Origin of the sequence: Acidisoma sp. S159, from assembly GCF_009766125.1 — a bacterium.
Taxonomy (GTDB): Bacteria; Pseudomonadota; Alphaproteobacteria; order Acetobacterales; family Acetobacteraceae; genus Acidisoma.
Genome location: NZ_LMUG01000059.1, coordinates 813699 through 836877 on the forward strand (window position 1 = coordinate 813699; position 23179 = coordinate 836877).

The window sequence follows — 23179 nt, forward strand, 5'->3', positions numbered from 1 at the left end:
CGGAGTGAACGGAAGCGATGCGCCTATCCCGCAGCCTGGTACCGACCCTCAAGGAAGTGCCCGCCGAGGCGCAGATCGCCTCTCACCGCCTCATGCTGCGTGCCGGTCTGGTGCGGCAGACGGCCGCCGGCATCTATGCCTGGCTGCCCGCCGGCCTCCGCGTGCTCAACAACATCGCCGATATCGTGCGGGAGGAGCAGGACGCCGCGGGCGCGCAGGAACTGCTCATGCCAACGATCCAGGCCGCCGACCTGTGGCGCGAAAGCGGCCGCTACGAGGATTACGGGCAGGAGATGCTGCGCATCACCGACCGGCATAAGCGCGACCTGCTCTATGGCCCGACCAATGAGGAGATGATCACCGACATCTTCCGTAGCTCGGTGCGCAGCTACAAGGAACTGCCGCAGATCGCCTACCACATTCAGTGGAAATTCCGCGACGAGGTGCGTCCTCGTTTCGGCGTCATGCGCGGCCGCGAATTCCTCATGAAGGACGGCTATAGCTTCGACCTCGACTATCCCGGCGCGGTCATCAGCTATCGCAAGATGATGCTGGCCTATATGCGAACCTTCCAGCGCCTCGGCGTGAAGGCGATCCCCATGGTGGCGGATACCGGCCCCATCGGCGGCGATCTTAGCCACGAGTTTATCATCCTGGCCCCGACCGGCGAGAGCCAGGTCTTCTACGACGCGGCTTTCGAGGAAGTGGATTACAGCGCCGGCAATTTTGATATCACGGCGCCTGACGACCTCGCCCGCTTCTACGACACCATGACCGGCAGCTATGCCGCGACGGACGAGAAGCACGACACGGCCGCCTGGGAACAAGTGGAGGCGAGCCGCCGCCGCGAGGGGCGCGGCATCGAGGTCGGCCATATCTTCTACTTCGGCACCAAATACAGCCAGGCGATGAATTTCAGTGTCACCGGCGCGGACGGTAAGCCGGTCAATCCCCATGGCGGCAGCTATGGCGTCGGCGTGAGCCGGCTGGTCGGTGCGCTGATCGAGGCGAGCCATGACGAGGCCGGCATCATCTGGCCGGATAGCGTGGCGCCCTTCCAGGCCGGGGTGCTCAACCTCAAGCAGGGGGACGCGGTGACTGATGCGCTGAGCGAGGACGTGTATGGCAAGCTGAGCGCGGTCGCCTTGTACGACGACCGCTCCGAGCGCGCGGGCGTGAAGTTCAACGACGCGGATCTGATGGGCCATCCCTGGCAGGTCATCATCGGCCCGCGCGGTGCCGCCGCCGGGCGCGTGGAACTCAAGCGCCGCGCCACTGGCGAGCGCGAGGAGCTGAGTGTCGAGGATGCTCTCGCGAAGGTCGGGACGAAGCGCCTCTGATGTTCAACGCCTTCGAGCGAGCCGTCGCCGGCCGCTACCTGCGTGCCCGCAAGGGTGAGCGCTTCGTTTCCGTCATTGCGATTTTCTCGCTGGTCGGCATCGCGCTCGGTGTGGCGACGCTGATCATCGTGATGAGCGTGATGAACGGTTTCCGCACCGAGCTGCTGTCGCGCATCCTCGGCCTGAACGGTCATCTCGGCATTTACGGCGCCGGGGGCACTCAGATCGTCGAATACGACCAGATGGCGGGCAGTGTACGCGGCATTCCGGGCGTGCTGACGGCGGCGCCAGTGTTCCAGGGCGAGGTCCTGCTGACAGGCGAGCATGGCGGCGCGGTCGGCGGCGTCATCCGTGGCATGACGCTGGCGGATCTCAAGGCGATGCCGGCGGTAAGCGGCCATCTGGTGCAGGGGTCGTTGGATAATCTCACCGGCGACAACGCGGTGATCGTTGGCACTGGACTCGCGCGCTCGCTTAACCTGCAGGTTGGCGGCAATGTCACGGTGGTTTCGCCGCAGGGCAATGCGACGGTGATCGGTACCATTCCGCGCATCCGCGCCTATAAGGTCGTCGGCATCTTCAACGTCGGCATGCAGGAATACGACAGCACCTTCGTCTTCATGCCGCTGGCCGCCGCGCAGACCTTTTTCTCTGCCGATGGGCGCGCGACGCAGATCGAGGTGATGGTCAAGAACCCCGACCAGGTTGGCGCGGTGAACCAGCGGATCAGCCAGGTGTTGGCGGGGCGGCCGGTGCAGGTGATCGACTGGCAGCAGTCGAATGACAGTTTCTTCGCGGCGGTGACGGTGGAGCGGAATGTTATGTTCCTCATCCTGACGCTGATCATCGTGGTGGCGGCCTTCAACGTGATCTCGTCGATGATCATGATGGTGAAGGACAAGACGCGGGACATCGCCGTGCTGCGGACGCTTGGCGCGGGTAGGGGCGCCATCATGCGGATCTTCCTGATGGCCGGCGCCTCGATTGGCGTGACGGGCACGGCCATCGGCTTTCTGCTGGGCGTCGTCTTCTGCGCGAATATCGAGAATATCCGGCAGTTCCTGCAGAATATCAGCGGCACGACTTTGTTCGATCCGACCGTGTATTTCTTGGAGCAACTACCGGCCGTTCTGGATTGGCAGGAGGTTCTCGAGGTTGTGGTGATGGCGCTCGTGCTGTCGCTGCTGGCGACGCTCTACCCGTCCTGGCGCGCGGCGCGCACCGATCCGGTGGAAGCGCTGCGCCATGAGTAACGGCTCGGGCGTCGTGCTGCTGATGGAGGCGGTGCGGCGGAGCTATCGCACTGACGCCGGGGCGCTGGACGTCCTGACGGCGGTTGATCTGCAACTCGCTGCCGGCGAGATCGTGGCGCTGGCCGCTCCCTCCGGCTCGGGCAAGTCGACGCTGCTGCATTTGGCCGGGCTGCTCGACCGGCCCGATGGCGGGCGCGTGCTGATCGAGGGGCGCGATTCAGGTGCGCTGGCGGATTCCGCGCGGACGGCCATTCGCCGGGACCGCATCGGGTTCGTGTACCAGTTCCATCACCTGCTCGCGGAATTCACGGCGCTCGAAAACGTCGTGCTGCCGCAGATGATCGCGGGCGTCGGGCGGAAACAGGCGCAGCTGCGGGCGGCGGGACTGCTGGAGTCCTTTGGGCTTGCACATCGCCTCAAGCACCTGCCCGGCAAGCTTTCGGGCGGCGAGCAGCAGCGCGTGGCGATTGCGCGGTCGCTCGCCAACCGGCCGCGATTGCTGTTGTGCGACGAGCCGACCGGCAATCTCGACATTGCTACCGCCGATGTCGTTTTCGCCGAGCTGTTGTCGGCGGTGCGGAACGAAGGGGTGGCGGCGCTGATCGCCACGCACAACCCGGATTTGGCCGCGCGGATGGATCGCCGGATGACGCTGCGCGACGGGCGCGTGGTCTAGGGCCGGTCGCCCAAACCACGTCTTCTTACGAGCGAACCTGGGAGCCCAGTCCAGCCCGGCTCTCGCCACGCGCCTGCGAGCATCAGCGGCGGCCGCCGGTCGGAGGCGGAAACTGGCAGCCGCTTCCTTGGGGGCGAGCCGCAGCCCCGGCAATGAGCGCGTTGCTTTGAGTTGCTTTGATCGTTTCCAGGGCTGGACTGGTTGGGTAGGGGTTGTCATGCCAGGTCACGCCAAGATCCCTGCTATAGGTCGTTGGTCCCAAGTAGACGAGCGACCGGAGATCTCTCGCGTAGTGGCTTGTGACCTCGGTCCGGATCCCTGCCAAGGTGTCAGCGTAATCAACGATGCCCCAGGTCATGAAGGCAAAAGGCCAGTCCTGTTTCGGGATAATAGTGCGAGCTCGAACGCCGTGCTGAAGCAGCGCCTGGAAGCTGCCCCAGAGCAGTTCCCCTCCCTTCAGGCACGAAGCGCTACTTGGTGAATTTTCCCCTGTTGGCACATCCTGTGTGCCGAGGATGTCGGAATTGGTGCAGCTCGCATAAAAACGCGACGTTGCGGCAATCGTCGCCTCCTCGGTCTGTCGCTGTTGGTTTAATTGGCGCTGGTTCTCCTGCTCTCTCCGTTGAGACTCGGCGCCGAGCCGCGATCGGACGAAATTCTCCCTGTTCCGCAGCGAGTGTAGCTTTTCCAGCAAGGTATCGGGACTGATTCGAATCTCCGGATAGGGGTAGCCATTATATAATTCTTTGAGGACGGTATTGGTGCATTGCTGGACCGCTCTATTGAGAAACGACGCTCCGTCCTGATCGCCAGAAGCTAGCAGTCGCTGCCGCACGGTTTCCCGCGATCCACTCATCACTCGACGGAACGCTTCGACCCGGTTCAATATATTGTTCAGAGTGATGATCTGCACATTCGTCCTGACCTGCTGCCCGTCGTCCGTCTTGCTGTGCACGGCCGTAGAGAGTTCGTCGAGAAACAAACTGAGTTGTGGTTGGGTTGCGTTGAGGGGCAGTTCAGTCCCGCCAATCTTTAGATAGGTTCCGACAATTTCGGCATTGGTGAGCTTCACTAGGCCGGCTTGCTGTTCAGTCAATTCGACCCGCTCGGCGGACGGACCCCGCATGTTCGGGGCTGCTGGGGCTCGTCTGCCGAACCGTAACAGCCCAGCGCTTGTCATGTTTCGGCCCGTCGATTGTGCAAAAGGCGGCATACCCGGCGGGAAATCCGGTACCGCGCCCGGCACAACGAAGTGTTGAGCGATGGGCTGAATCGGCGGCAGAAAGGAGGCTGGCGGGGCGTAGCTGGAATTCGTGGTGATACTCATACGGGCGGAAACCGGCAGCCGGATCCTCCTGGGCGGCCCGTTGCCCCAGCGATGAGCGCCCGGCTCCCAGTCGCTTTGATCGCTTCCAGGGACGGGCTTGTGCTCTGAAAGGCGGCGCGGATATCGGCGCGAAGCGCTCTGGTGGCAGGCTCGGTTTGGGCTGGTGCCAATTCGATGTCGCCGACCATCAGATAGTACTGAAGAATTTCGGCGTCGGTGAGAGTCAGAACACTGGCTTGCTGGGTTGTCAGTGCGCTGCGCCGTGCCAACGGGCTGGCTGTAACGTTCGTGGCCACGCCAGCTTGCCCGCCGAACCGCGACAGGGGGACAGGTGCTCGGCCCCTGGCCGGGTTCTCCCGGCAAAGATGGCAAAAAGGTCGGCGCCGGACCCGGCCCAGGGAAGGGAACGGTGGAACGATCGGGTGCACCGGCTGCCACGTAGCGCTGCTATTGGAGATGCTCATCAGTGGAGAATCCAGATCAGTTTTGCGAAACTGTCTCACCAAATCCTGAACGTAAGATGAATATCCTCGCCGCTTCACGGATGCTTAACGAAACGCCAAGCCGCCACCACCGCCCAGATCGCCTCGACGGCGCCGAAGGGCCAAGCGCCCTGCAGAAAGCCATAGGCGGAGCCGAGCAGGCAGGCGCCGGCGAAGGCCAGAATGAACCAGCGGCTGCGCGCCTCCAGCGCATAGGTCACCAGCATGGCGGTGACGGCGAAAAGCCCGAACAGGGTCAGTGCGCTCATGGGAGACTCGTGCGACCTCGGGCTATACTCATCCGATGAGCGAGACACGCTTCGTCCACCTGCACAACCATTCCGCCTATTCCCTGAGCGAGGGCGCCATCAAGGCGGAGAAGCTGGCGGCGCTGGCGGCGGCCGAGGGCATGCCGGCGGTTGCCATCACCGATAGCTCCAACCTCTTCGGCGCCCTGGAGTTCAGCCAGGCGGCGGCGGGGAAGGGGGTGCAGCCGATCCTGGGCTGCCAGCTCTCCCTGACGCGAGACGACCAGCCGCGGCTTCCGGCCGAGCCGATCGTGGTGCTGGCGCAAGACGCCGCCGGCTATGCGAACCTCCAGCGCCTATCCTCTATCTCCTACCTGGAGAGCGATCCCGGACTTCGCGCCCAGGTCGGGCTGGCGCGGCTGGCGGAGCATGCCGAGGGGCTGTTTCTGCTGACCGGCGGAACGCTCGGGCCGATCAACCGGCTGCTCGCCGAGGGCCAGCGGCAGGAGGCAGCGACGCTCCTCGCGCGGTTCCGCGAGGCCTTCCCGGACCGCGTCGCGGTCGAGCTGCATCGCCACGGTCTGGCGGTGGAACAGGCGATCGAGCCTGGTCTGCTGACTTTGGCGGATGAGGCCGGCCTGCCGCTGGTCGCGGCCAATGATTGCTACTTCGCGACAGCCAGCATGCATGAGGCCCATGACGCGCTGCTGTGCATCGCCGAGGGCCGCGTGCTCAGCGAGATCGAGCGGCGGCGCGTCACGCCCGAGCATTGGTTCAAGCCCGCCGCCGTGATGCGCGCGCTCTTCGCCGACTTGCCGGAAGCCTGCGACAATACCCTCGCCATCGCCCGGCGCTGCGCCGTGATGGCCGAGACCCGCAAACCTTTGCTGCCGCGCTGTCCCAAGGTGCGTGAGGGCGCCACCGAGGAGGAAACCGTCCGCGCCATGGCGGCGGAGGGGCTGGAGCGGCGGCTTGCTTTGATGACCGAGGAGTTTGCCACGCCGGAGGTTTATCGCGAACGGCTGGAGTATGAACTCGGCGTCATCGCGGGCATGGGTTTCGCCGGCTACTTCATGATCGTCGCCGACTTCATCCAATGGGCCAAGGCGCGGGATATCCCTGTGGGTCCGGGCCGTGGCTCGGGTGCCGGTTCCGTTGTCGCCTGGGCGCTCAGCATCACCGACCTCGATCCGCTGCGCTTTGGCTTGCTGTTCGAGCGTTTCCTCAATCCTGAGCGCGTGTCGATGCCGGATTTCGACATCGACTTCTGCCAGGATCGGCGCGACGAGGTGATCCGCTACGTGCGCGCCGAATATGGTGGCGACCGTGTGGCGCAGATCATCACGTTTGGAAAATTGCAGGCGCGGGCCGCCGTTCGCGATGTTGGGCGCGTGCTTGGCCTGCCGTTCGGCCAGGTCAATCGCGTGGCGGAACTCATTCCCAACAATCCGGCCAAGCCGGTGACTTTGGGCGAGGCCATTGCGGGTGAGCCCCGTTTGCAGCAGATGCGCGCGGACGACGAATCCGTGCGGCGCCTGATGGAAATCGCGCTGCAACTCGAAGGATTATATCGCCACGCCAGCACGCATGCCGCCGGTGTGGTGATCGGCGACCGGCCTTTGACCGAACTTGTACCGCTCTATCGCGATCCGCGCTCGGACTTCCTCGTCACGCAATATTCGATGAAGCATGTCGAGCAGGCGGGCCTGGTGAAGTTCGACTTCCTCGGGCTGACGACACTGACGATCCTGCGGCGCGGCGAAACGTTCTTGCGCAAGCTTGGCATAGAGCTCGACATCAATCGCCTGCCGCTCGATGATCTTCGCACCTACGAGCTTTTACAGCGCGGCGATGCGGGCGGGGTGTTCCAGTTCGAAAGCCAGGGCATGCGGGACGTGCTGCGCCAGATGCGTCCCGACCGTTTCGAGGATCTGATTGCCGGGGTCGCGCTGTATCGCCCCGGCCCGATGGCGAATATCCCCGCCTATTGCCAGCGCAAGCATGGCGAGAAATGGGAAGCGCCGCACGAGGACATCCGCGACATCCTGGAAGAGACCTATGGCATCATGGTCTACCAGGAGCAGGTGATGCAGATCGCCCAGCGCATGGGCGGCTATAGCCTCGGCGCCGCCGACCTGTTGCGCCGCGCGATGGGCAAGAAGATTCGCTCGGAGATGGAGGCGCAGCGCAAAACCTTCACGGATGGCGCGGTGGCCGGCGGCATCGACCCCGCCAAGGCCGGTGAGATCTTCGATCTCATGGCGAAGTTCGCCGATTACGGCTTCAACAAATCACACGCAGCCGCTTACGCCCTGGTCGCCTACCAGACCGCCTGGATGAAGGCCAATCATCCGGTGCCGTTCATCGCCGCATGTATGAGTCTCGCGTTGAGTAATACCGACAAGCTCGCTGCCTTCCGGCAGGAGGCGAGCCGCATGGGCATTGCCATTCTGCCGCCGGATATCAACCGTTCCGAGGCCGATTTCACGGTCGAGCGGCAGGCGGATGGCAGTCTCGCCATTCGCTACGCGCTTGCCGCCATCAAGCGCGTGGGTCAGGCGGCGATGGAGGCGGTGGTCGCGGCGCGCGGTGGGAGGCCTTTCGCGGATATCGCGGATTTCGCCGATCGCGTGGATCCGAAGCTGCTCAACAAGATGCAGTTGGAGAACCTCATCCGCGCCGGGGCCTTCGATATGCTGGAAGGCAATCGGGCGCGGCTCTTTTCCGGCGCCGAGATTCTGCTGCGCCGCGCGCAATCCGCCGCCGAGGATCGCGGCTCTGGCCAGATCGGGTTGTTCGGCGGCGCCGATGCGGAGCCCGAGGTTCTGCATCTGCCGCCGATCCCGGATTGGCCGCTGCTCGATCGTCTGGGCTTCGAGGCGGAGGCAGTGGGTTTTCATCTCACCAGCCATCCCCTCGACAGTTTCGGTCCGGTGCTCGCGCGGCTCGGGGTTATGTCGAGCACGCGGCTGGAGACGGCGGCGGCTAGCGGCATCGGGCGGGTGAAGGTCGCCGGCATGGTTGTCGGCTCGCCGAAAATCCGGCCGACGCGGACCGGCGGGCGGATGGCCTGGATCCGGCTGTCGGATGCGGGCGGCAGTTTCGAGGTGACATTGTTCAGTGAGGTTCTGGCGCGGAGCAGCGAGTTGTTGCGGGACGGCAATGCGCTGCTCGTCACGATGGATCTGCGGCAGGATGGTGATGCGCTTCGGCTCACCGCGCAGGATGTCGTCTCGCTCGACCAGGCGGCGGCGGGGGCGGGGGTCGGGTTGCGGATCTGGCTGACGGAAACCGCCGCCGTCGATCACATCCGGGTGCTGCTGGAGAAGGAGGGCGCGGGGCGGGGCGAGGTGCTGCTGTATCCACGTCTAGACGCGAGCCGGGAGGCCGAGATCAAGCTGCCGGGTCGGTTCAATGTCTCGCCGCGGCTGGCGGCGGCGTTTCGCGTGATGCCGGGGATCGCGGCGGTCGAGGAGATTTAGTCCGTCGTCATCCTCGGCGAAGGCCGAGGATCCACGCCTTGCTTGTTGTTGGACGAGACGGAGAAGGCGTGGATGCTCGGCCTTCGCCGAGCAAGACGATGTGACCTCGCGAGCTGTCGGCAATGCTTCGCGGAGCTAAACGAAGACCGCGTTCGGCTCCGTCGCGTCACTCGCCGCCAACCCGAAGGCTTCCGCGATCAGCGCGTAGGAACGGCGGCGCGCGTCATGATCGTGCATGATGTTCACGATCATGATTTCGTCCGCGCCATACTCCGCGGCTACAGCCTCAATGCCCGCGCGTACTGTCTCGGGCGTGCCGAGGATCATGCGGCGGCGGCGTGTGGCGCCAGGAGCGCCCGTGGGCGGATCGCGTTCCAGGAAGCGCAGCGCATCCTCCGGTGTCGGCACGGCGATCAGCTCGCCACGGTGAAGCAGGCGGAACAGCATGAGGGAGCTAGCGGCGAGGCGCTCCGCCTCCACATCCGTATCGGCGCAGATCACCCAGACCGCCGCCATCAGGTAAGGCGCCGACAGGTTCCGGCTTTCCAGCGCCTGAAAACCGGAGCGGTAGCGGTGGGCGAGGGGAACGCCCTGCGGGTTGATAAAATCGGCGATGCAATAGGGTAGTCCAGTTTCGGCGGCCCAGTTCGCGCTATCGGGTGAAGAGCCGAGCAGCCAGGGCGCCGGCACATCTGGCCTGCCCGGCAGAGTTCGGGCCAGGGTTGCGAAGGGGTGGTCCTCGGGCATGCGGTCATCGAGATAGGCGAGGAGTTCGGCGAGCTGTTGCGGGAAGTCGTCGGGTGCGCGTTCCCGGCGGTCGCGCTGCAGCGCATAGGCGGTGCGCCCGTCTGTGCCGGGCGCGCGGCCGACGCCGAGGTCGATGCGGCCGGGGAACAGCCCTGCCAGCATGCTGAAGGTCTCGGCGACTTTAAAGGGGCTGTAATGCGGCAGCATGATACCGCCGGTGCCGACGCGGATCCGCCGAGTCGCTGACGCGACCGCGCTCACCATCACCTCGGGGCTGGCGGAGGCGAGGCCGGGGGTCGCGTGATGCTCCGCCAGCCAATACCGAAAAAAGCCAAGTGCCTCAGCGTTTTGGGCAAGGTCTATGCTGTTGCGCAGTGCTTGGCCCCCAGTGGATCCCTCGGCGATGGGGGCCTGATCGAGCACGCTGAGGCGGAAGGCGGGGGGCGAAGCTGGGGTCATGACACCCATAAGAGGGAGGCTCGCCGAGGAACTCAACGTTTTGGCCTATTGCGAATAAGTCGCAACATCAGTAATCCGCTCTCGTCTGCCACGGGATTGGGTCATGATCGTCTGCTCCTGCAACCGGCTTACTGATAGTGATGTCGCGGAAGCCATTCGCAGTGGCGCCTGCCGCCCCGGCGAGGTCTATGCCTGCTGCGGCAAACGGCCCGATTGCGGCGCCTGCGTTCGCATGATCCTCAGCTCCATCAAGGCGAGCATGCAGGAGATGGCGACCGCCGCGGCGGTATGACACGCGGACCGGAAGTGCTACCCAACTTGCGGTAGCACCATCCGGAGAGACGTCGTGAAAGCCGATCCCAAAGTCATCGAGTATCTGAACACGCAGCTCACCAATGAGCTGACCGCTATCAATCAGTATTTCCTTCATGCCCGGACGCTGCGGCATTGGGGCGTCACCCTCCTCGGCAAGCACGAATACAAAGAGTCGATCGAGGAGATGCACCACGCCGATTGGCTCATCGAGCGCATCCTGTTCCTCGGCGGCTTGCCGAATGTGCAGCGGCTGGACCAGATCCTCGTCGGCCAGACGGTCGAGGAGATCCTGCGCTGCGATCTAAAGATCGAAGAGAAGGCGACCGGCGACCTGCGCGAGGGCATCGCCCATTGCGAGCAGGTGCGGGACTATGTGTCGCGCGATCTCCTGATGCGGATCCTCGCCAATGAGGAGGAGCACCTCGATTTCCTCGACCGCCAGTTCGACCTCATCAAGCTGATCGGCATCGAGCGCTACATCCAGCTGAATTCCGCCTCCGCGCCGGATCAGCACGAGGATGCAGGCGAGGGGCATTAGCCCAGGCATTTCGCTGCTGGTTAGGGGTGATGATCTGTTACTGAACCTCGACCCGAAGAATCGTCATGGCACGCGAAGGCGTGCCATCCACGCCTTGCCTTCGTCACGCAAGCAAACGCCTGGATGTTCGGCCGCGGGCAGCCCCGCCTTCGCCGAGCATGACGAAGTGGAATGCGCATGGTTCAAACCGCAGACATCCTGCTTGAGGTTCGAGATGGGGTTTTTGCGCCGGTAGGCTCATTGAGACAGCATTCGGGAACTTGCCGCGCCATCTGGTGACAGGCTCAGTCTTGGAGACCCGCCTGGAACGGGGTTGATTTTCCGGACCCAATACGCGATAGCACCGCCGTCCGGCGCCTCCCTTGGAGGTGGCGGGCAAATTCGCACGCGGGGCACTTTCCTGGCTTAGCCAGGTCCGGTGCCGATGAGGCTCTGCTCCGCGGAGGATCAACCGGACCAACAGGAAAGGGACACGCCAATGGCGATGCCCGACTTTACACTGCGTCAGCTACTCGAAGCCGGCGTTCATTTCGGCCATCACACCCGTCGCTGGAATCCCGCGATGGCGCCGTATCTCTTCGGCGTCCGCAACCAGGTCCATATCATCGACCTGCAGCAGACCGTGCCGATGCTCGACCGTGCGCTGCGTGCGGTGCGGGACACCACGGCCAATGGCGGCCGTGTGCTGTTCGTCGGCACCAAGCGTGCCGCGGCTGATCATGTGGCGGAAGCCGCCCGGCGCTGCGGCCAGTATTACGTCAACCATCGCTGGCTCGGCGGCATGCTGACCAACTGGAAGACCATCACCGCCAGCATCCGCCGTCTGCGCCAGATCGAGGAACTCGTCGCGGGCCAGGCCGAGGGTCTGACCAAGAAAGAGGTCCTCGAGATCACCCGCGACCAGGAGAAGCTGGAGCGGGCGCTCGGCGGCATCAAGGAGATGGGCGGACTGCCGGATATCCTGTTCATTATCGACACGAACAAGGAGAAGCTGGCGGTTCAGGAAGCCAATAAGCTCGGCATCCCGGTGATCGCCGTGCTCGACAGCAATTCCGATCCGCATGGCGTGACCTATCCGATCCCGGGCAATGACGACGCAATCCGCGCCATCATGCTCTATTGCGACCTGATCTCGGGCGCCGTGCTCGATGGCATCAGCGCCGAGATGGCGGCCTCCGGCCGTGACATCGGCGCCGCTGAGGAACTGCCACCGGCCGTGCTGGCCCAGCCGGTTCCGCCGGTTGAAGCCGCAGCCGCCGAAGCCGTCGGCGCCTAATCAGATACGGCGCGGGTCCGGGTGGCGACACCTGGGCTGCCAGCGCCGTTCGATCAATCAACGAGCCGCAGGCTGCGCCGCGCATAAGCGTCGCGCGGCCTGCGGTCCTAGACGGAGACCGCAGATGGCTGAGATCACGGCCGCCCTGGTCAGAGACCTGCGCGAGAAGACCGGCGCAGGCATGATGGACTGCAAGAAGGCGCTGGCCGAAACGGGCGGCGACCTCGATGCCGCGACCGACTGGCTGCGCAAGAAGGGCCTCTCGGCCGCCGCCAAGAAGTCCGGCCGCGTCGCCGCGGAAGGGCTGATCGGTGTCGCGAGCGCGCCGAACGTCGCCGCCATGGTCGAGGTCAATGCCGAGACCGATTTCGTCGCGCGCAACGAGACCTTCCAGGATTTCGTCTCGACCGTCGCCCGCGTCGCCTTGGAGACTGGGGAGGACGTCGAGGCTCTGAAGGCCGCGACCTATCCGGGCGCGAGCCACACGGTGGCGGACCAGTTGGTTCAGCTCATCGCGACGGTCGGCGAACATATGACTCTGCGCCGCGCCCGCGTGATGCGGGTGAAGAGCGGCGTGGTAGCGAGCTATGTCCACAACGCGCTCAAGCCGGGACTCGGCAAAATCGGTGTGCTGGTCGCGCTTGAGGCCCCGAGCGAACTCGCGGGTCTGGAGCAACTCGGCCGGCAGATCGGCATGCATGTCGCGGCGACTCGGCCCGAGGCGCTGGACGTGAACGCGGTCGATCCGGCGGCACTGGAGCGGGAACGCAGCGTGCTGTCCGAGCAGGCGCGTGCCTCCGGCAAGCCCGAGGCGATCATCGAGAAGATGGTCGATGGGCGCATCCGCAAATACTACGAGGAGGTCGTTCTTCTCGAGCAGGTCTGGGTGCATGACGGCGAGAGCCGGGTGCGCGCGGTGGTTCAGAAGGCGGGCGGGACACTGGTCGGCTTCGACCGTTTCCAGCTTGGCGAGGGCATCGAGAAGCAGAGCACCGACTTCGCGGCCGAGGTCGCGGCGACGGCTGGTGTGAAGGCTCTGGAGCCGTCTGCGCCAGAAGTCTGACCACAATGCTCACGGTCTGAGGTCGCTGCCCGGCTCACCCACCCCCGGCCCCTCCCTAAAAGGGGAGGGGAGAGGTTGGTGGCGGCGGCTTCCCCTCCCTGAAAAGGGAGGGGTCAGGGGTGGGTTCCAGTCCGCATTCTCGAACGCCAAATAACGCCGTGCCTTGCCGCTTTGCGGCTCGCTCTCTACGGTAACCTCGACCGCGCCGAATGATTTGGCGCAGGTGCTGGCCGGAACCTCGACCAAGGACATCATGGACCGTCAGCCCCTCTATAAGCGCGTTCTGCTCAAACTCTCGGGCGAGGCGCTCATGGGGGCCGGCGAGTATGGCCTCGACACCGGAACGCTCAAGCAGATCGCGGCCGATGTCGGCGTCGTCACGGCCATGGGCGTCGAGGTCTGCATCGTCATCGGCGGCGGCAATATCTTTCGCGGCGTAAAGGGCGCGGCGGCCGGCATGGACCGGGCGCAGGCCGATTACATGGGCATGCTCGCGACGGTGATGAACGCCCTCGCCTTGCAGAGCGCCCTCGAGCGCGCGGGCCTGCCGACCCGGGTGCAATCGGCGATCCATATGTCGAGCCTCTGCGAGCCCTATATCCGCAGGCGGGCGCAGCGTCATTTGGAGAAAGGCCGGATCGTGATCTTCGCGGCAGGCACCGGCAACCCGTTCTTCACCACCGACACGGCAGCTGCGTTGCGTGCCGCCGAAATGGGCTGCGAGGCTCTGCTCAAGGGCACGCAGGTCGATGGCGTCTATTCCGCCGACCCCCTGAAGGTGCCGGAAGCCAAGCGGTTCGACGAACTGACCTATATGGATGTGTTGTCGCAGGATTTGGCCGTGATGGATGCGGCCGCAATCAGTCTGGCGCGGGAGAGCAAGCTGCCTATCCTCGTCTTCAACCTTCACCGAGTCGGGGCATTTGCCGCCGTCATGCGGGGTGAAGGCACCTACACTATGATCCGCGACGTCTGACGAAGGAGGGGCAAGGTGCCCGCAGATCTGAATGCGCTGAAACAGGATCTAACGCGCCGCATGGATGGCGCGCTGGAAACCTTGCGCAAGGACTTCAGCGGCCTCCGGACCGGCCGTGCCAGCCCGGCGCTGCTCGAACCGGTCAAGGTCGAGGCCTATGGCTCCGTTCTGCCACTGCCGCAGGTTGGCACCATCGCGGTGCCGGAGGCGCGGATGATTACCGTGCAGGTCTGGGACCGCAGTCTGGTGAACGCGACGGTGGCGGCGATCCGCGACTCGGGTCTTGGACTGAACCCCTCGGCCGACGGGCAGATCGTACGGGTGCCGATCCCACAACTGACCGCCGAACGCCGGGGCGAATTGGCCAAGGCCGCCGGTCGCTATGCCGAGGGCGCGCGGATCGCGGTACGCGGTGTCCGGCGTGACGGCATGGAGCAGATCAAGGCCTTCGAGAAGAAGAGCGAGCTCAGTAAGGACGAGGCTGGGGACTGGTCGGACGAGGTGCAGAAGCTCACCGATTCCTACGTGAAGCGGGTGGACGAATACGCCTCCGAGAAGGATCGAGAGATCCGCCAGGTATGATTCGGGCGGTGGTTCCTGAGCTGGCCGGATCCGCGACGGAGCTGCCGGTGACGGAGCCGGTGGCAACACCTCGAAAAGCCGGTGCCGCGTCGGTGCCGCGCCATGTCGCGGTCATCATGGATGGCAACGGACGCTGGGCGCGGGCGCGCGGGCTTCCCCGGATCGCCGGCCACCGGGCGGGGGCGCAGGCGGTGCGGCGCTGCATCGAGGGTGCGATCTCCTCCGGCATCGAGTGGCTGACGCTCTATGCCTTCAGCAGTGAGAATTGGCGGCGTCCGCAATCGGAGGTCTCGGATCTCACCAGCCTCATGCGGCAGTATCTGCGCAGCGAACTCGCCGAGCTGGGCGCCAATGGCGTCTGCTTCCGCGTGATCGGCGACCGCGAGCGCTTCTCGCCGGAGATGCGCGCGGAGCTTGACCGCGCCGAGCGGCAGACCGCCGGAAACCGCCGTCTCAACCTGACGGTGGCGTTGTCTTATGGCGGACGCGCGGAAATTCTCGCCGCGGCGCGTAAGATGGCGCGGGCTGTCCAGTCGGGCGAGGTCGATATCCAGACGACGGATGAGGCGAGTTTCGGCCGCTTCCTCTCCACGGCTGGGATGCCGGATCCCGATCTCCTCATTCGCACGAGTGGCGAGCAGCGCCTTTCCAACTTCCTGCTCTGGCAATGCGCCTATGCCGAGCTGCTGTTCCTCGATGTGCTGTGGCCCGATTTCGGCCCGGCCAATCTTTCTGACGCGCTCGCGGAATATGCGCGGCGCGAGCGGCGCTACGGTGCCAGCGGCGCCTGACGAAAGGCGAGCGGGCGGGGACACGCGCGGCGGGAAGCGTTGGAGTGACCTGCGGAAGCGCGTCGGCTCCGCGATCGTCCTGGCGCCGCTGGCACTCGGCTGCCTCTGGCTGGGCAAACTGCCGTGGGCGCTGCTTCTGGCCTTAGGCGTTGCCGGCTGCGCCGCCGAATGGGCGGGGATGTGCCGGGCCGAGGCCTGGCGGTGGCCGGTCATCGTTCTGCCAGTTGGCGTGGCGGCGGTGCCGCTTTTCGCCATGGCGGGAGGCGGTGCGGTGGCCCTGATCTATGCCGTGGTCCTGATCATCTGCGCCTGGCTGCTCCTCGGGCGGAACCGGCGGGCGACGTGGCTCGTGCTGGGCATCCTTTATGTGGCGCCGGCGGCAATCTCCATGGTTCGGCTGCGGCATGTGCCGCTGGTCGGGCGGTGGGACATGCTGTTCCTCGTTCTCATCGTCTGGGCGAGCGACATCGGAGCCTATGTCGCCGGCCGGCTGATCGGCGGCCCGAAGCTCGCGCCGCGCATTTCACCCGGCAAAACACGTTCCGGCGCTCTGGGCGGGCTAGCGGCGGCAGCGCTCGTCGGCATCGGGGTCGCTGCCTGGGCCGGTGGGCCGGTGGACAGTCTGCACTGCGCGGCGATTGCGATGTTGCTGGGCGTCTCCTCGCAAGTGGGCGATCTATTGGAGAGCGGCCTGAAGCGTCATTTCGGCGTCAAGGATTCGGGGCGATCGATACCGGGGCATGGCGGCCTGCTCGACAGGCTGGACGGGATGCTGACCGCGGCACCAGTGGCGGCGATAGTGGCCCTTGTGGTTGGGGAGGGGATCCTGCTTTGGCAGTGACCGGAAATGGCGAGAAGACCATGAACGTGAAAACCATCAGCATCCTCGGCAGCACCGGCAGCGTCGGCACTCAGACGCTCGACCTCATACGGGCGACGCCAGAACGTTACCGGGTCGAGGCTTTGATCGCGGGCCGCAATGTCACGCTGCTCGCCGAGCAGGCACGCGAGTTTCGCGCCGAGATCGCGGTGATCCAGGACGAGTCTCTGCTTGGGGCCTTGCGTGAGGCGCTTGCCGGGACGGATACGCAGATCGCGGCGGGCGAGACGGCGGCGCTTGAGGCGTCATCGCGGCCCGCGGATTGGACGATGGCGGCGATCATCGGCATGGCGGGGCTGCACCCGACCCTGGCGGCGATCCGGCGCGGCGGCGCGCTGGCTTTCGCGAATAAGGAGGTCTTGGTCTCGGCGGGCGACGTGATGATGGATGCCGTCGCGACCTCCGGCACCGTGCTGCTTCCGGTCGATTCCGAGCACAATGCGATCTTCCAGTGTCTGGAGCCGGAAAATCGGTCGGCGGTCGAACGCATCATCCTGACGGCTTCGGGCGGCCCTTTCCGCAAGGCGAGCAGGGAAGAGATGGCCGCCGTCACGCCCGAGGCCGCGCTGCGCCATCCGGTGTGGTCGATGGGCGCCAAGATCACCATCGATTCGGCGACCATGATGAATAAGGGGCTCGAGGTCATCGAGGCCGCACGGCTGTTTGGTCTCGCAGGCGAGGCGGTGGAGGTTCTCGTCCACCCGCAATCCGTGATCCACGGCATCGTCTGCTATCGCGACGGCAGCATGCTGGCTCAGCTCGGCGCGCCCGACATGCGAATTCCGATCGCCCACGCCTTGGGCTGGCCTGAGCGACTGGCGACGACAGCAAAGCGTCTCGACCTTGCGGCCTTGGCGGGGCTGAATTTCGAGCCCCCGGATGAACTGCGGTTCCCGGCGCTCCGGCTGGCGCGTCAGGCGTTGGCGGCGGGGGGCGGCACGCCCGCCATCCTTAATGCCGCGAATGAGGTGGCTGTCGCCGCCTTCCTCGATCGCCGGATCGGTTTTCTCGATATCGTCGGAACGGTCGAGGCGGTGCTGGACAGGTTGGGGGCGCGGCGAGCCGACGATCTCGACAGCATCATCGCGGTGGATGCCGAGGCGCGGGACGCGGCGAGGGTTAGCTTAGGGGCGAGAGCGGCTTAAGCGGGAAACAAGAAGTCACGGACTCTCACCCATGAACCCGCTCTGGCGCCGGGCCGCCGAAACGGCCTAAAAGCGTCCCATCATGCATGCGTTGCCCGAACTCCTTCGTACCGTCCTGTCCTTCGCCGTTGTCCTCGGCGTTCTCGTTTTCGTTCATGAGATGGGCCATTACCTCGCCGCGCGGTGGCGTGGGGTCCATGTCGAGACCTTCTCGATCGGCTTCGGGCAGGCGCTAGCGCGCTGGACCGACCGCCGGGGCACTGTCTGGAAGCTCGCCTGGATCCCGCTCGGCGGCTACGTAAAGCTGCATGGGCAGGAGCGTCCGCAGGATGCGACGCCCGAGGAGCGGGCGGCCTGGCAGTCGGGCCGCACCTTCCACGAGAAATCGGTCGGATCGCGGATGATCGTCATCGCGGCCGGGCCGATCGCCAATTTCCTGCTCGCCATCGTCCTGTTCTTTTTGCTCTTCGCGACCGTTGGGAAGCCGGTGGCAGACCCAGTGATCGGCAAGATCATGCCCAATTCGGTCGCATCCTTGGCCAATCTTCATGTCGGCGATCGTATTCAGTCGGTCAACGGTGTCGCCACGCCGGATTTCGCCGCGGTGCAGCGTGAGGTTTCGCCCAATCCCGGTAAGAATGTGCCGATGATCGTCCATCGTGGGCTGGACGAGGTGATCCTGCGCCTGACGATCGGCAGCGCGGATGACGGTCATGGCGGCAAACGCGGCGTGCTCGGCATCATGGAGGGCGCCCCGGTTCTCAAGCGCCTCAACCCGGCCGATGCGGCGGTGGCCGGTGTGGTCGAGACCTGGACGGTCGGACGTGAGACGCTCAACGGGCTGTGGCAGATCGTCGTTCATCGCACCGGCTTCAACCAGCTCGGCGGACCGCTGCGAATCGCGGCGCTGTCTGGTCAGGTGGCGGCCCTGGGGCTCGCCAGCCTGGTGTCCTTCATCGCGATCCTCTCGGTGAATCTCGGGCTGATCAATCTTTTCCCGATCCCGGTGCTGGATGGCGGCCATCTCGTTTTCTACCTTGCCGAGGCCATCCGAGGCCGCCCCGTCTCCTCCCGCGCACAAGAATACGGCTTCCGCGCTGGCTTCGCGCTGCTGCTTTGCCTCTTCGTTTTCGCCACCTGGAACGACGTCACGCAACTCGGTGTCGTCCGCTGGGTGACGCATCTCGCGGGATGACGTAAGAGGACCCTTCGCTTGGCGAGAAAGTCATCGGGCGAGAAAATAGCTTGCTGCGGCGACGGAGCCTGAGCTAGGCGGCGTAAGCTGTTCGCCCTGACTGCCGTTTCGGCGCCTGCCGCGCATGCGGCCTGGATTTTCTGCCCGGCGCCTCGCCGGAACTGAGGGAGACGCGTCTTTGCTACGCACTCGTGCTGCGCTGTTAGCCACAGCCTGCCTGTTGCCCACGTTTGTCGCCGGCGCCGCGTCGTCTCAGATCTTGCCCTCGGCCACACGGCCTGCGCGAGCGAAGACAACCACGCCGCCGAGACAAGTTCAGGGCGACCGCATCGCCGCGATCGTCGTCACCGGCAATCAGCGGATCGAAGCAGGGACGATCCAGTCCTATATGCTGCTGTCATCCGGCGATGTGTTTGACCCCAAGCTGGTCGACCAAAGCCTTAAGACACTTTATGCGACTGGCCTATTCAGCAATGTTGGCATTACCCGGCAGGGAAACAACCTCGTCGTCAATGTCGTTGAGAATCCTCTCGTCGGTCAGGTCGCGTTCGAGGGCAACCATCAGCTGACCAAGACCAATCTACAGGGCGTCGTTCAGCTCAAGCCAAGGTCAGTCTATACCGCCGCAGCCGCCGAGGACGATCGGCAGCGGATTCTGGATGCCTATGCCCATAAGGGCTACTACTCGACCACGGTGCAGGCGCAGATCATCAAGCTCAGCGAAAACCGGGTCGATGTCGTCTACAAAATCCATGACGGCCGGGCGACCTACATCAGCAAGATCGCTTTCGTCGGCAATAACCACTTCAGCGAAGGAAACCTGCGGACCGTCATCAATAGCCGCGAGAGCGACTGGTGGCGTTTCCTATCCAGCAGCGACTCCTACGATCCGACCCGTGTCGAGTTCGATGGTGACCTGCTGCGGCGTTTCTACCTGCGGAAGGGCTTTGCCGATTTCCGCTTGCTCAATACCGAAGCCGAGCTGGCGCCCGACCGCTCGTCCTTCTTCGTGACCTTCGTGATGAATGAAGGCGCGCGGTATCGCGTGGGTGACATCAAGATCGTCTCGCATTTGCCGCATCTCGACGGCAGTACTTTGCGTGGCGACCTCAAGATGGATACGGGCGACTGGTTCAACGGCGACACCATCAATCAGACCGCCGACGCGATCTCGGCCGACGTGCAAAGCCGAGGCTATGCTTTCGTGCAGGTCAACCCCGTTCTCAAGAAACGCGTGGACAGCCGCGGCCGCCATGTCGTCGATCTGACCTTCGACGTGGTCGAGGGGCCGCGCGTCTTCGTCGAGCAGATCGATATCAGCGGCAACGCCCGCACCGAGGATAAGGTTATCCGGCGCGAGTTCCTGCTCGCTGAGGGTGATGCCTTCAATGCCGATGCGATCCGGCGCTCGCGCCAGCGGCTGATCGACCTCGGTTATTTCAAGAGCGTGGAGCTGGGCACGCAGCCCGGTTCGGCGCCCGATAAGATCGTTCTGACAACAGCGGTGCAGGAGCAGTCCACCGGCTCGCTCACCATCGGTGGCGGCTACTCGACTGATGACGGAGCGCTGATCAATCTCGGGCTGTCCGAGAAGAACCTGATCGGCACTGGTATCGACACCTCGATCTCCGGCGTTTTGGCGCAGAAGGCCAGCCAGATCGATCTATCGGCGACCGATCCTTACTTCCTTGACAGAAATCTGTTGCTCGGCGGCGATCTCTTCAACATCACCAACGATAACCGCGATATTTCGCAATACGAGGAAAGCCGCACCGGCTTCACGGTTCGCACTGGCTATGCCTTCAATCAGTATATGTCTCAGACTGTGAGCTACTCGCTGATCGATCGCGATGTCTTCAACGTGCAGTCGGGCGCCAGCCTTTATGTGGTGGACGAGTCTGGCTGGTCGTTGCTGTCTCAGATTTCGCAATCGCTCGTATGGGATCACCGAGACAGTACGATCGATCCGCATTCCGGCTACATCCTGCGGCTCGGCACGGATGTCGCGGGCCTCGGTGGCAATTCAGATTATGTGCGCGCCAAGCTCGATGCCGGCTACTACATCCCGCTCGATTATTTCAGTGGCAATCACCTCTGGAGCGTCGCGATCACTGGTGGTGTCGGCTACCTCTGGAACTACAGCGGCGACCAGAGGATCATCGACAACTTCTTCATGGGCGGTCAGAATCTGCGCGGCTTCGAGGAAGGCGGCGCGGGTCCGCATGACGTCAAGACCGGCGATAGCCTCGGCGGCCGCTTCATTGCGACGCAGACGACGGAACTGCATTTTCCGCTGCCGATTTCGCCAGATATTGGCCTCTCGGGACGCGTCTTCGCGGACATCGGCGTGCTGACGGGCGTTGATGCGAAATTCGGACCGGTCTACGACACCTCCTCGCCCCGCGTCGCCGCCGGTGTCGGCTTCTCGTGGAACACCCCCTTCGGCCTCATCAACATCGATTTGGCCGACCCGATCGTCAAATACAAAGACGATCAAACCCAAGTTTTCCGATTCGGCTTCGGCACGAGGTTCTAGTGCAATATATTTCTCTGCGACGCGTCTGCCTGATGGCGGCCGCGCTTATGGCTGCCCCTGCCACCCTGCATGCGCAAAGTGCCAATCCTGGCTGGTTCGTTCCCAGCCAGCCGGCGGCGCCACGCGCTGCCGCCGAACCGCGCGCGGTGCATCGCCGGTCCGTGGCTGACTCCCCGCCGGCCGCGACGCCTGTGGATCCTGCCGCGATGAAGGCTGTGCAGGCGCAGATGAACGCGCCAATCCCGCAGCTTCCGCCCCTGTCGAAGGGGGAGACACCGCCACCGGCGATCATCGGTGTGATCGGCGTGCCCGAGGTATTGCAGGCGTCGACCGCCGGTCAGGCGGTTGACAAGGAGATTCAGAAGCGGCGTGCCGCCCTGGCCCAGGATGTGCAGAAGGAACAGGACAGCTGGCGTAAGCTGCAGAGCGCATTGGCCGATCCCAGGGCGCATCTCTCCTCCGATCAGATACGGACGCGCGAGCAGAGCCTGCAGCAGCGTATCGCTACCGCGCAGACCACGTTCCGCAATCGCGAGGCGCGCATCCAGGCGGCGGCGCAGGTGTCTCTGGGCCAGATCGAACGGACGCTGATCGCCGTTATCCGCCAGGTCGCGCAGAGCCGCGGCATGAACCTCGTCCTGCACCGGGCGCAGGTGGCATTGAACATGAACGCCTTCGACATCAGCGATGAGGTGACCAAGGAACTTAACATCGTGCTACCCGCGGTCACCGTGCCGCCGGATTCGGTTTTCGCCAATGTCACCGCCGCCATGATGCAGCAGCAGCAACAGGCGGCGCAGGGTCAGTAGCGGTTGATCGAGTCGATCACGGGGGATCCGCGCTTCTTCGCGAGATGCGGCCCCTTTTCGCTGGCGGAAGTCGCGCAAGCAGCGGGCATTGAGCTGACGGCACTGGAGGGCAAGTCCTTCGTCGGTGTAGCGCCCCTACAGCTTGCGGGTCCGCGGCATGTCAGCTTCCTGAATAGCCAGCGATACGAGCATGCCTTGGCGGCAACGCGAGCGGGTGCGGTCCTGCTAGAGCCAGCGATGGTGGCTCGGGTGCCGGCCGGCACGGTCGCGCTCCCGACCGCCAATCCTGTCCGCGCCTGGGCAGAGGTCGCGACGCTGTTCCATCCAGCTCCAGTGGCAACGCCCGGCATCCACCCCACGGCGGTCATCGATCCCACGGCGATCATTGGCGAAGGGTCGGAGATCGGACCGCTGGCGGTGATCGGGGCGCGGGCGGAAATTGGGCGTGGCTGCCGTATTGGGCCGCTCGTGGCGATCGGGGAGGGGGTGGTGCTCGGCGCGGAGTGCCGCATCGGCGCCGGTGCCTCGATCAGCTACAGCCTGATCGGCGCAAGAGTCTATATCTATCCCGGGGCACGGCTCGGCCAGGAAGGCTTTGGCTTCGACGCCGCGGCCAGCGGGTTCAAGACCGTCCCGCAGCTCGGCCGGGTCATCATCGAGGATGACGTCGAGGTCGGGGCCAATTCCACGATCGACCGGGGATCGGCGCAAGACACCGTGATTGGGGCAGGCACTCGCCTCGACAATTTAGTGCAGATCGGGCACAACGTCCGCGTCGGACGCGGCTGTATCATTGTGGCTCAAGTCGGCATTTCAGGGTCTACCACGCTCGGCGATCATGTTGTGGTCGGCGGGCAGGTCGGCATGGCGGGACATCTGAAGATCGGTCGCGGGGCCCGGATCGGGGCTCAGGCCGGTGTGATGGCCGACCTGGAAGCCGGTGCTGAGGTCGTGGGCACGCCCGCCGAGCCGATAAAGGATTTTTTTCGTCAGGTCGCGTTCATCCGCCGGCTCGTGAAGCGGAGCGGTGCGGCCGGAAGCGGAACGGGTGCGGACTGA

The 23179-nt window shown here is 64.6% G+C and carries 20 protein-coding genes; 17 read left to right on the forward strand and 3 right to left on the reverse strand.

Annotated elements, in window-relative coordinates:
- The first annotated feature begins 17 nt into the window (after positions 1-17).
- Genes proS through GSQ92_RS20555 form a run of 3 tightly spaced genes read left to right on the forward strand, consistent with a single transcriptional unit; the run spans position 18 to position 3269 of the window.
- Entirely contained in the window at positions 18-1340 is a 1323-nt protein-coding gene (gene proS / locus GSQ92_RS20545; RefSeq protein ID WP_158804463.1) for a proline--tRNA ligase, read from the forward strand.
- A complete protein-coding gene (locus GSQ92_RS20550; RefSeq protein WP_158804462.1) occupies positions 1340-2593 on the forward strand; it encodes a lipoprotein-releasing ABC transporter permease subunit in 1254 nt (417 codons plus the stop codon). The genes proS and GSQ92_RS20550 overlap by 1 nt, the downstream gene beginning before the upstream one ends.
- Positions 2586-3269 (forward strand): ABC transporter ATP-binding protein, encoded by a 684-nt coding sequence (locus GSQ92_RS20555; RefSeq protein WP_158804461.1) that lies wholly within the window; start codon positions 2586-2588, stop codon positions 3267-3269. The genes GSQ92_RS20550 and GSQ92_RS20555 overlap by 8 nt, the downstream gene beginning before the upstream one ends.
- Positions 3270-3351: 82 nt before the next feature.
- Here GSQ92_RS20555 and GSQ92_RS20560 read toward each other — a convergent pair whose 3' ends face one another.
- Together GSQ92_RS20560 and GSQ92_RS20565 are read right to left on the reverse strand one after the other, a co-directional pair.
- On the reverse strand, positions 3352-4596 hold the full coding sequence (locus GSQ92_RS20560) for a hypothetical protein (protein WP_158804460.1): 1245 nt from the start codon (positions 4594-4596) through the stop codon (positions 3352-3354).
- Between the two features lie 538 nt (positions 4597-5134).
- On the reverse strand, positions 5135-5347 hold the full coding sequence (locus tag GSQ92_RS20565; protein WP_158804459.1) for a hypothetical protein: 213 nt from the start codon (positions 5345-5347) through the stop codon (positions 5135-5137).
- A gap of 35 nt (positions 5348-5382) precedes the next feature.
- Between GSQ92_RS20565 and dnaE the strand changes: the two genes are divergently transcribed.
- Positions 5383-8808, forward strand: a complete 3426-nt coding sequence (dnaE, locus tag GSQ92_RS20570; protein ID WP_158804458.1) for a DNA polymerase III subunit alpha — start codon at positions 5383-5385, stop codon at positions 8806-8808.
- A gap of 135 nt (positions 8809-8943) precedes the next feature.
- On the opposite strand, the gene GSQ92_RS20575 is transcribed toward dnaE, so the two are convergent.
- On the reverse strand, positions 8944-10023 hold the full coding sequence (locus GSQ92_RS20575) for an LLM class flavin-dependent oxidoreductase (RefSeq protein ID WP_216856878.1): 1080 nt from the start codon (positions 10021-10023) through the stop codon (positions 8944-8946).
- 94 nt (positions 10024-10117) lie between these two features.
- On the opposite strand from GSQ92_RS20575, the gene GSQ92_RS20580 reads away from it, so the two are divergent.
- The 13 genes from GSQ92_RS20580 (at position 10118) to lpxD (ending at position 23179) form a co-directional block, all read left to right on the forward strand.
- Complete coding sequence (locus tag GSQ92_RS20580) at positions 10118-10306, forward strand: bacterioferritin-associated ferredoxin (RefSeq protein WP_158804456.1); 189 nt, start codon at positions 10118-10120, stop codon at positions 10304-10306.
- Between the two features lie 54 nt (positions 10307-10360).
- Complete coding sequence (gene bfr / locus GSQ92_RS20585; protein ID WP_216850352.1) at positions 10361-10867, forward strand: bacterioferritin; 507 nt, start codon at positions 10361-10363, stop codon at positions 10865-10867.
- 478 nt (positions 10868-11345) lie between these two features.
- Positions 11346-12143, forward strand: coding sequence for a 30S ribosomal protein S2 (gene rpsB / locus GSQ92_RS20590; protein ID WP_158804455.1), 798 nt, complete (start codon positions 11346-11348; stop codon positions 12141-12143).
- A gap of 124 nt (positions 12144-12267) precedes the next feature.
- Positions 12268-13206: a translation elongation factor Ts gene (gene tsf, locus GSQ92_RS20595; protein WP_158804454.1), complete on the forward strand. Its 939-nt coding sequence runs from the start codon at positions 12268-12270 to the stop codon at positions 13204-13206.
- A gap of 253 nt (positions 13207-13459) precedes the next feature.
- Entirely contained in the window at positions 13460-14182 is a 723-nt protein-coding gene (pyrH, locus tag GSQ92_RS20600; protein WP_158804843.1) for a UMP kinase, read from the forward strand.
- A 15-nt stretch (positions 14183-14197) separates the two neighbouring features.
- Entirely contained in the window at positions 14198-14764 is a 567-nt protein-coding gene (frr, locus tag GSQ92_RS20605) for a ribosome recycling factor (protein WP_158804453.1), read from the forward strand.
- Positions 14761-15555, forward strand: coding sequence for a polyprenyl diphosphate synthase (gene uppS, locus GSQ92_RS20610; RefSeq protein WP_158804452.1), 795 nt, complete (start codon positions 14761-14763; stop codon positions 15553-15555). The genes frr and uppS overlap by 4 nt, the downstream gene beginning before the upstream one ends.
- Positions 15515-16396, forward strand: coding sequence for a phosphatidate cytidylyltransferase (locus GSQ92_RS20615; RefSeq protein WP_158804451.1), 882 nt, complete (start codon positions 15515-15517; stop codon positions 16394-16396). Before uppS ends, GSQ92_RS20615 begins: the two co-directional genes overlap by 41 nt.
- A gap of 20 nt (positions 16397-16416) precedes the next feature.
- A complete protein-coding gene (locus tag GSQ92_RS20620) occupies positions 16417-17580 on the forward strand; it encodes a 1-deoxy-D-xylulose-5-phosphate reductoisomerase (RefSeq protein ID WP_158804450.1) in 1164 nt (387 codons plus the stop codon).
- 82 nt (positions 17581-17662) lie between these two features.
- Positions 17663-18775 (forward strand): RIP metalloprotease RseP, encoded by a 1113-nt coding sequence (gene rseP / locus GSQ92_RS20625; protein ID WP_174246691.1) that lies wholly within the window; start codon positions 17663-17665, stop codon positions 18773-18775.
- Positions 18776-18953: 178 nt separating this feature from the next.
- Positions 18954-21311, forward strand: coding sequence for an outer membrane protein assembly factor BamA (gene bamA, locus GSQ92_RS20630; protein WP_254065789.1), 2358 nt, complete (start codon positions 18954-18956; stop codon positions 21309-21311).
- Complete coding sequence (locus GSQ92_RS20635) at positions 21311-22120, forward strand: OmpH family outer membrane protein (RefSeq protein WP_254065788.1); 810 nt, start codon at positions 21311-21313, stop codon at positions 22118-22120. Before bamA ends, GSQ92_RS20635 begins: the two co-directional genes overlap by 1 nt.
- Positions 22121-22123: 3 nt before the next feature.
- On the forward strand, positions 22124-23179 hold the full coding sequence (gene lpxD / locus GSQ92_RS20640) for a UDP-3-O-(3-hydroxymyristoyl)glucosamine N-acyltransferase (protein ID WP_254065787.1): 1056 nt from the start codon (positions 22124-22126) through the stop codon (positions 23177-23179).

Excerpts from the sequence above, each read along its gene's own strand:
- proS (WP_158804463.1), top strand. The coding sequence starts at position 18 with ATGCGCCTATCCCGCAGCCTGGTACCGACCCTCAAGGAAGTGCCCGCC.
- GSQ92_RS20550 (WP_158804462.1), top strand. The coding sequence starts at position 1,340 with ATGTTCAACGCCTTCGAGCGAGCCGTCGCCGGCCGCTACCTGCGTGCC.
- GSQ92_RS20555 (WP_158804461.1), top strand. The coding sequence starts at position 2,586 with ATGAGTAACGGCTCGGGCGTCGTGCTGCTGATGGAGGCGGTGCGGCGG.
- GSQ92_RS20560 (WP_158804460.1), bottom strand. The coding sequence starts at position 4,596 with ATGAGTATCACCACGAATTCCAGCTACGCCCCGCCAGCCTCCTTTCTG.
- GSQ92_RS20565 (WP_158804459.1), bottom strand. The coding sequence starts at position 5,347 with ATGAGCGCACTGACCCTGTTCGGGCTTTTCGCCGTCACCGCCATGCTG.
- dnaE (WP_158804458.1), top strand. The coding sequence starts at position 5,383 with ATGAGCGAGACACGCTTCGTCCACCTGCACAACCATTCCGCCTATTCC.
- GSQ92_RS20575 (WP_216856878.1), bottom strand. The coding sequence starts at position 10,023 with ATGGGTGTCATGACCCCAGCTTCGCCCCCCGCCTTCCGCCTCAGCGTG.
- GSQ92_RS20580 (WP_158804456.1), top strand. The coding sequence starts at position 10,118 with ATGATCGTCTGCTCCTGCAACCGGCTTACTGATAGTGATGTCGCGGAA.
- rpsB (WP_158804455.1), top strand. The coding sequence starts at position 11,346 with ATGGCGATGCCCGACTTTACACTGCGTCAGCTACTCGAAGCCGGCGTT.
- tsf (WP_158804454.1), top strand. The coding sequence starts at position 12,268 with ATGGCTGAGATCACGGCCGCCCTGGTCAGAGACCTGCGCGAGAAGACC.
- pyrH (WP_158804843.1), top strand. The coding sequence starts at position 13,460 with ATGGACCGTCAGCCCCTCTATAAGCGCGTTCTGCTCAAACTCTCGGGC.
- uppS (WP_158804452.1), top strand. The coding sequence starts at position 14,761 with ATGATTCGGGCGGTGGTTCCTGAGCTGGCCGGATCCGCGACGGAGCTG.
- GSQ92_RS20615 (WP_158804451.1), top strand. The coding sequence starts at position 15,515 with ATGCGCGGCGCGAGCGGCGCTACGGTGCCAGCGGCGCCTGACGAAAGG.
- GSQ92_RS20620 (WP_158804450.1), top strand. The coding sequence starts at position 16,417 with ATGAACGTGAAAACCATCAGCATCCTCGGCAGCACCGGCAGCGTCGGC.
- rseP (WP_174246691.1), top strand. The coding sequence starts at position 17,663 with ATGCATGCGTTGCCCGAACTCCTTCGTACCGTCCTGTCCTTCGCCGTT.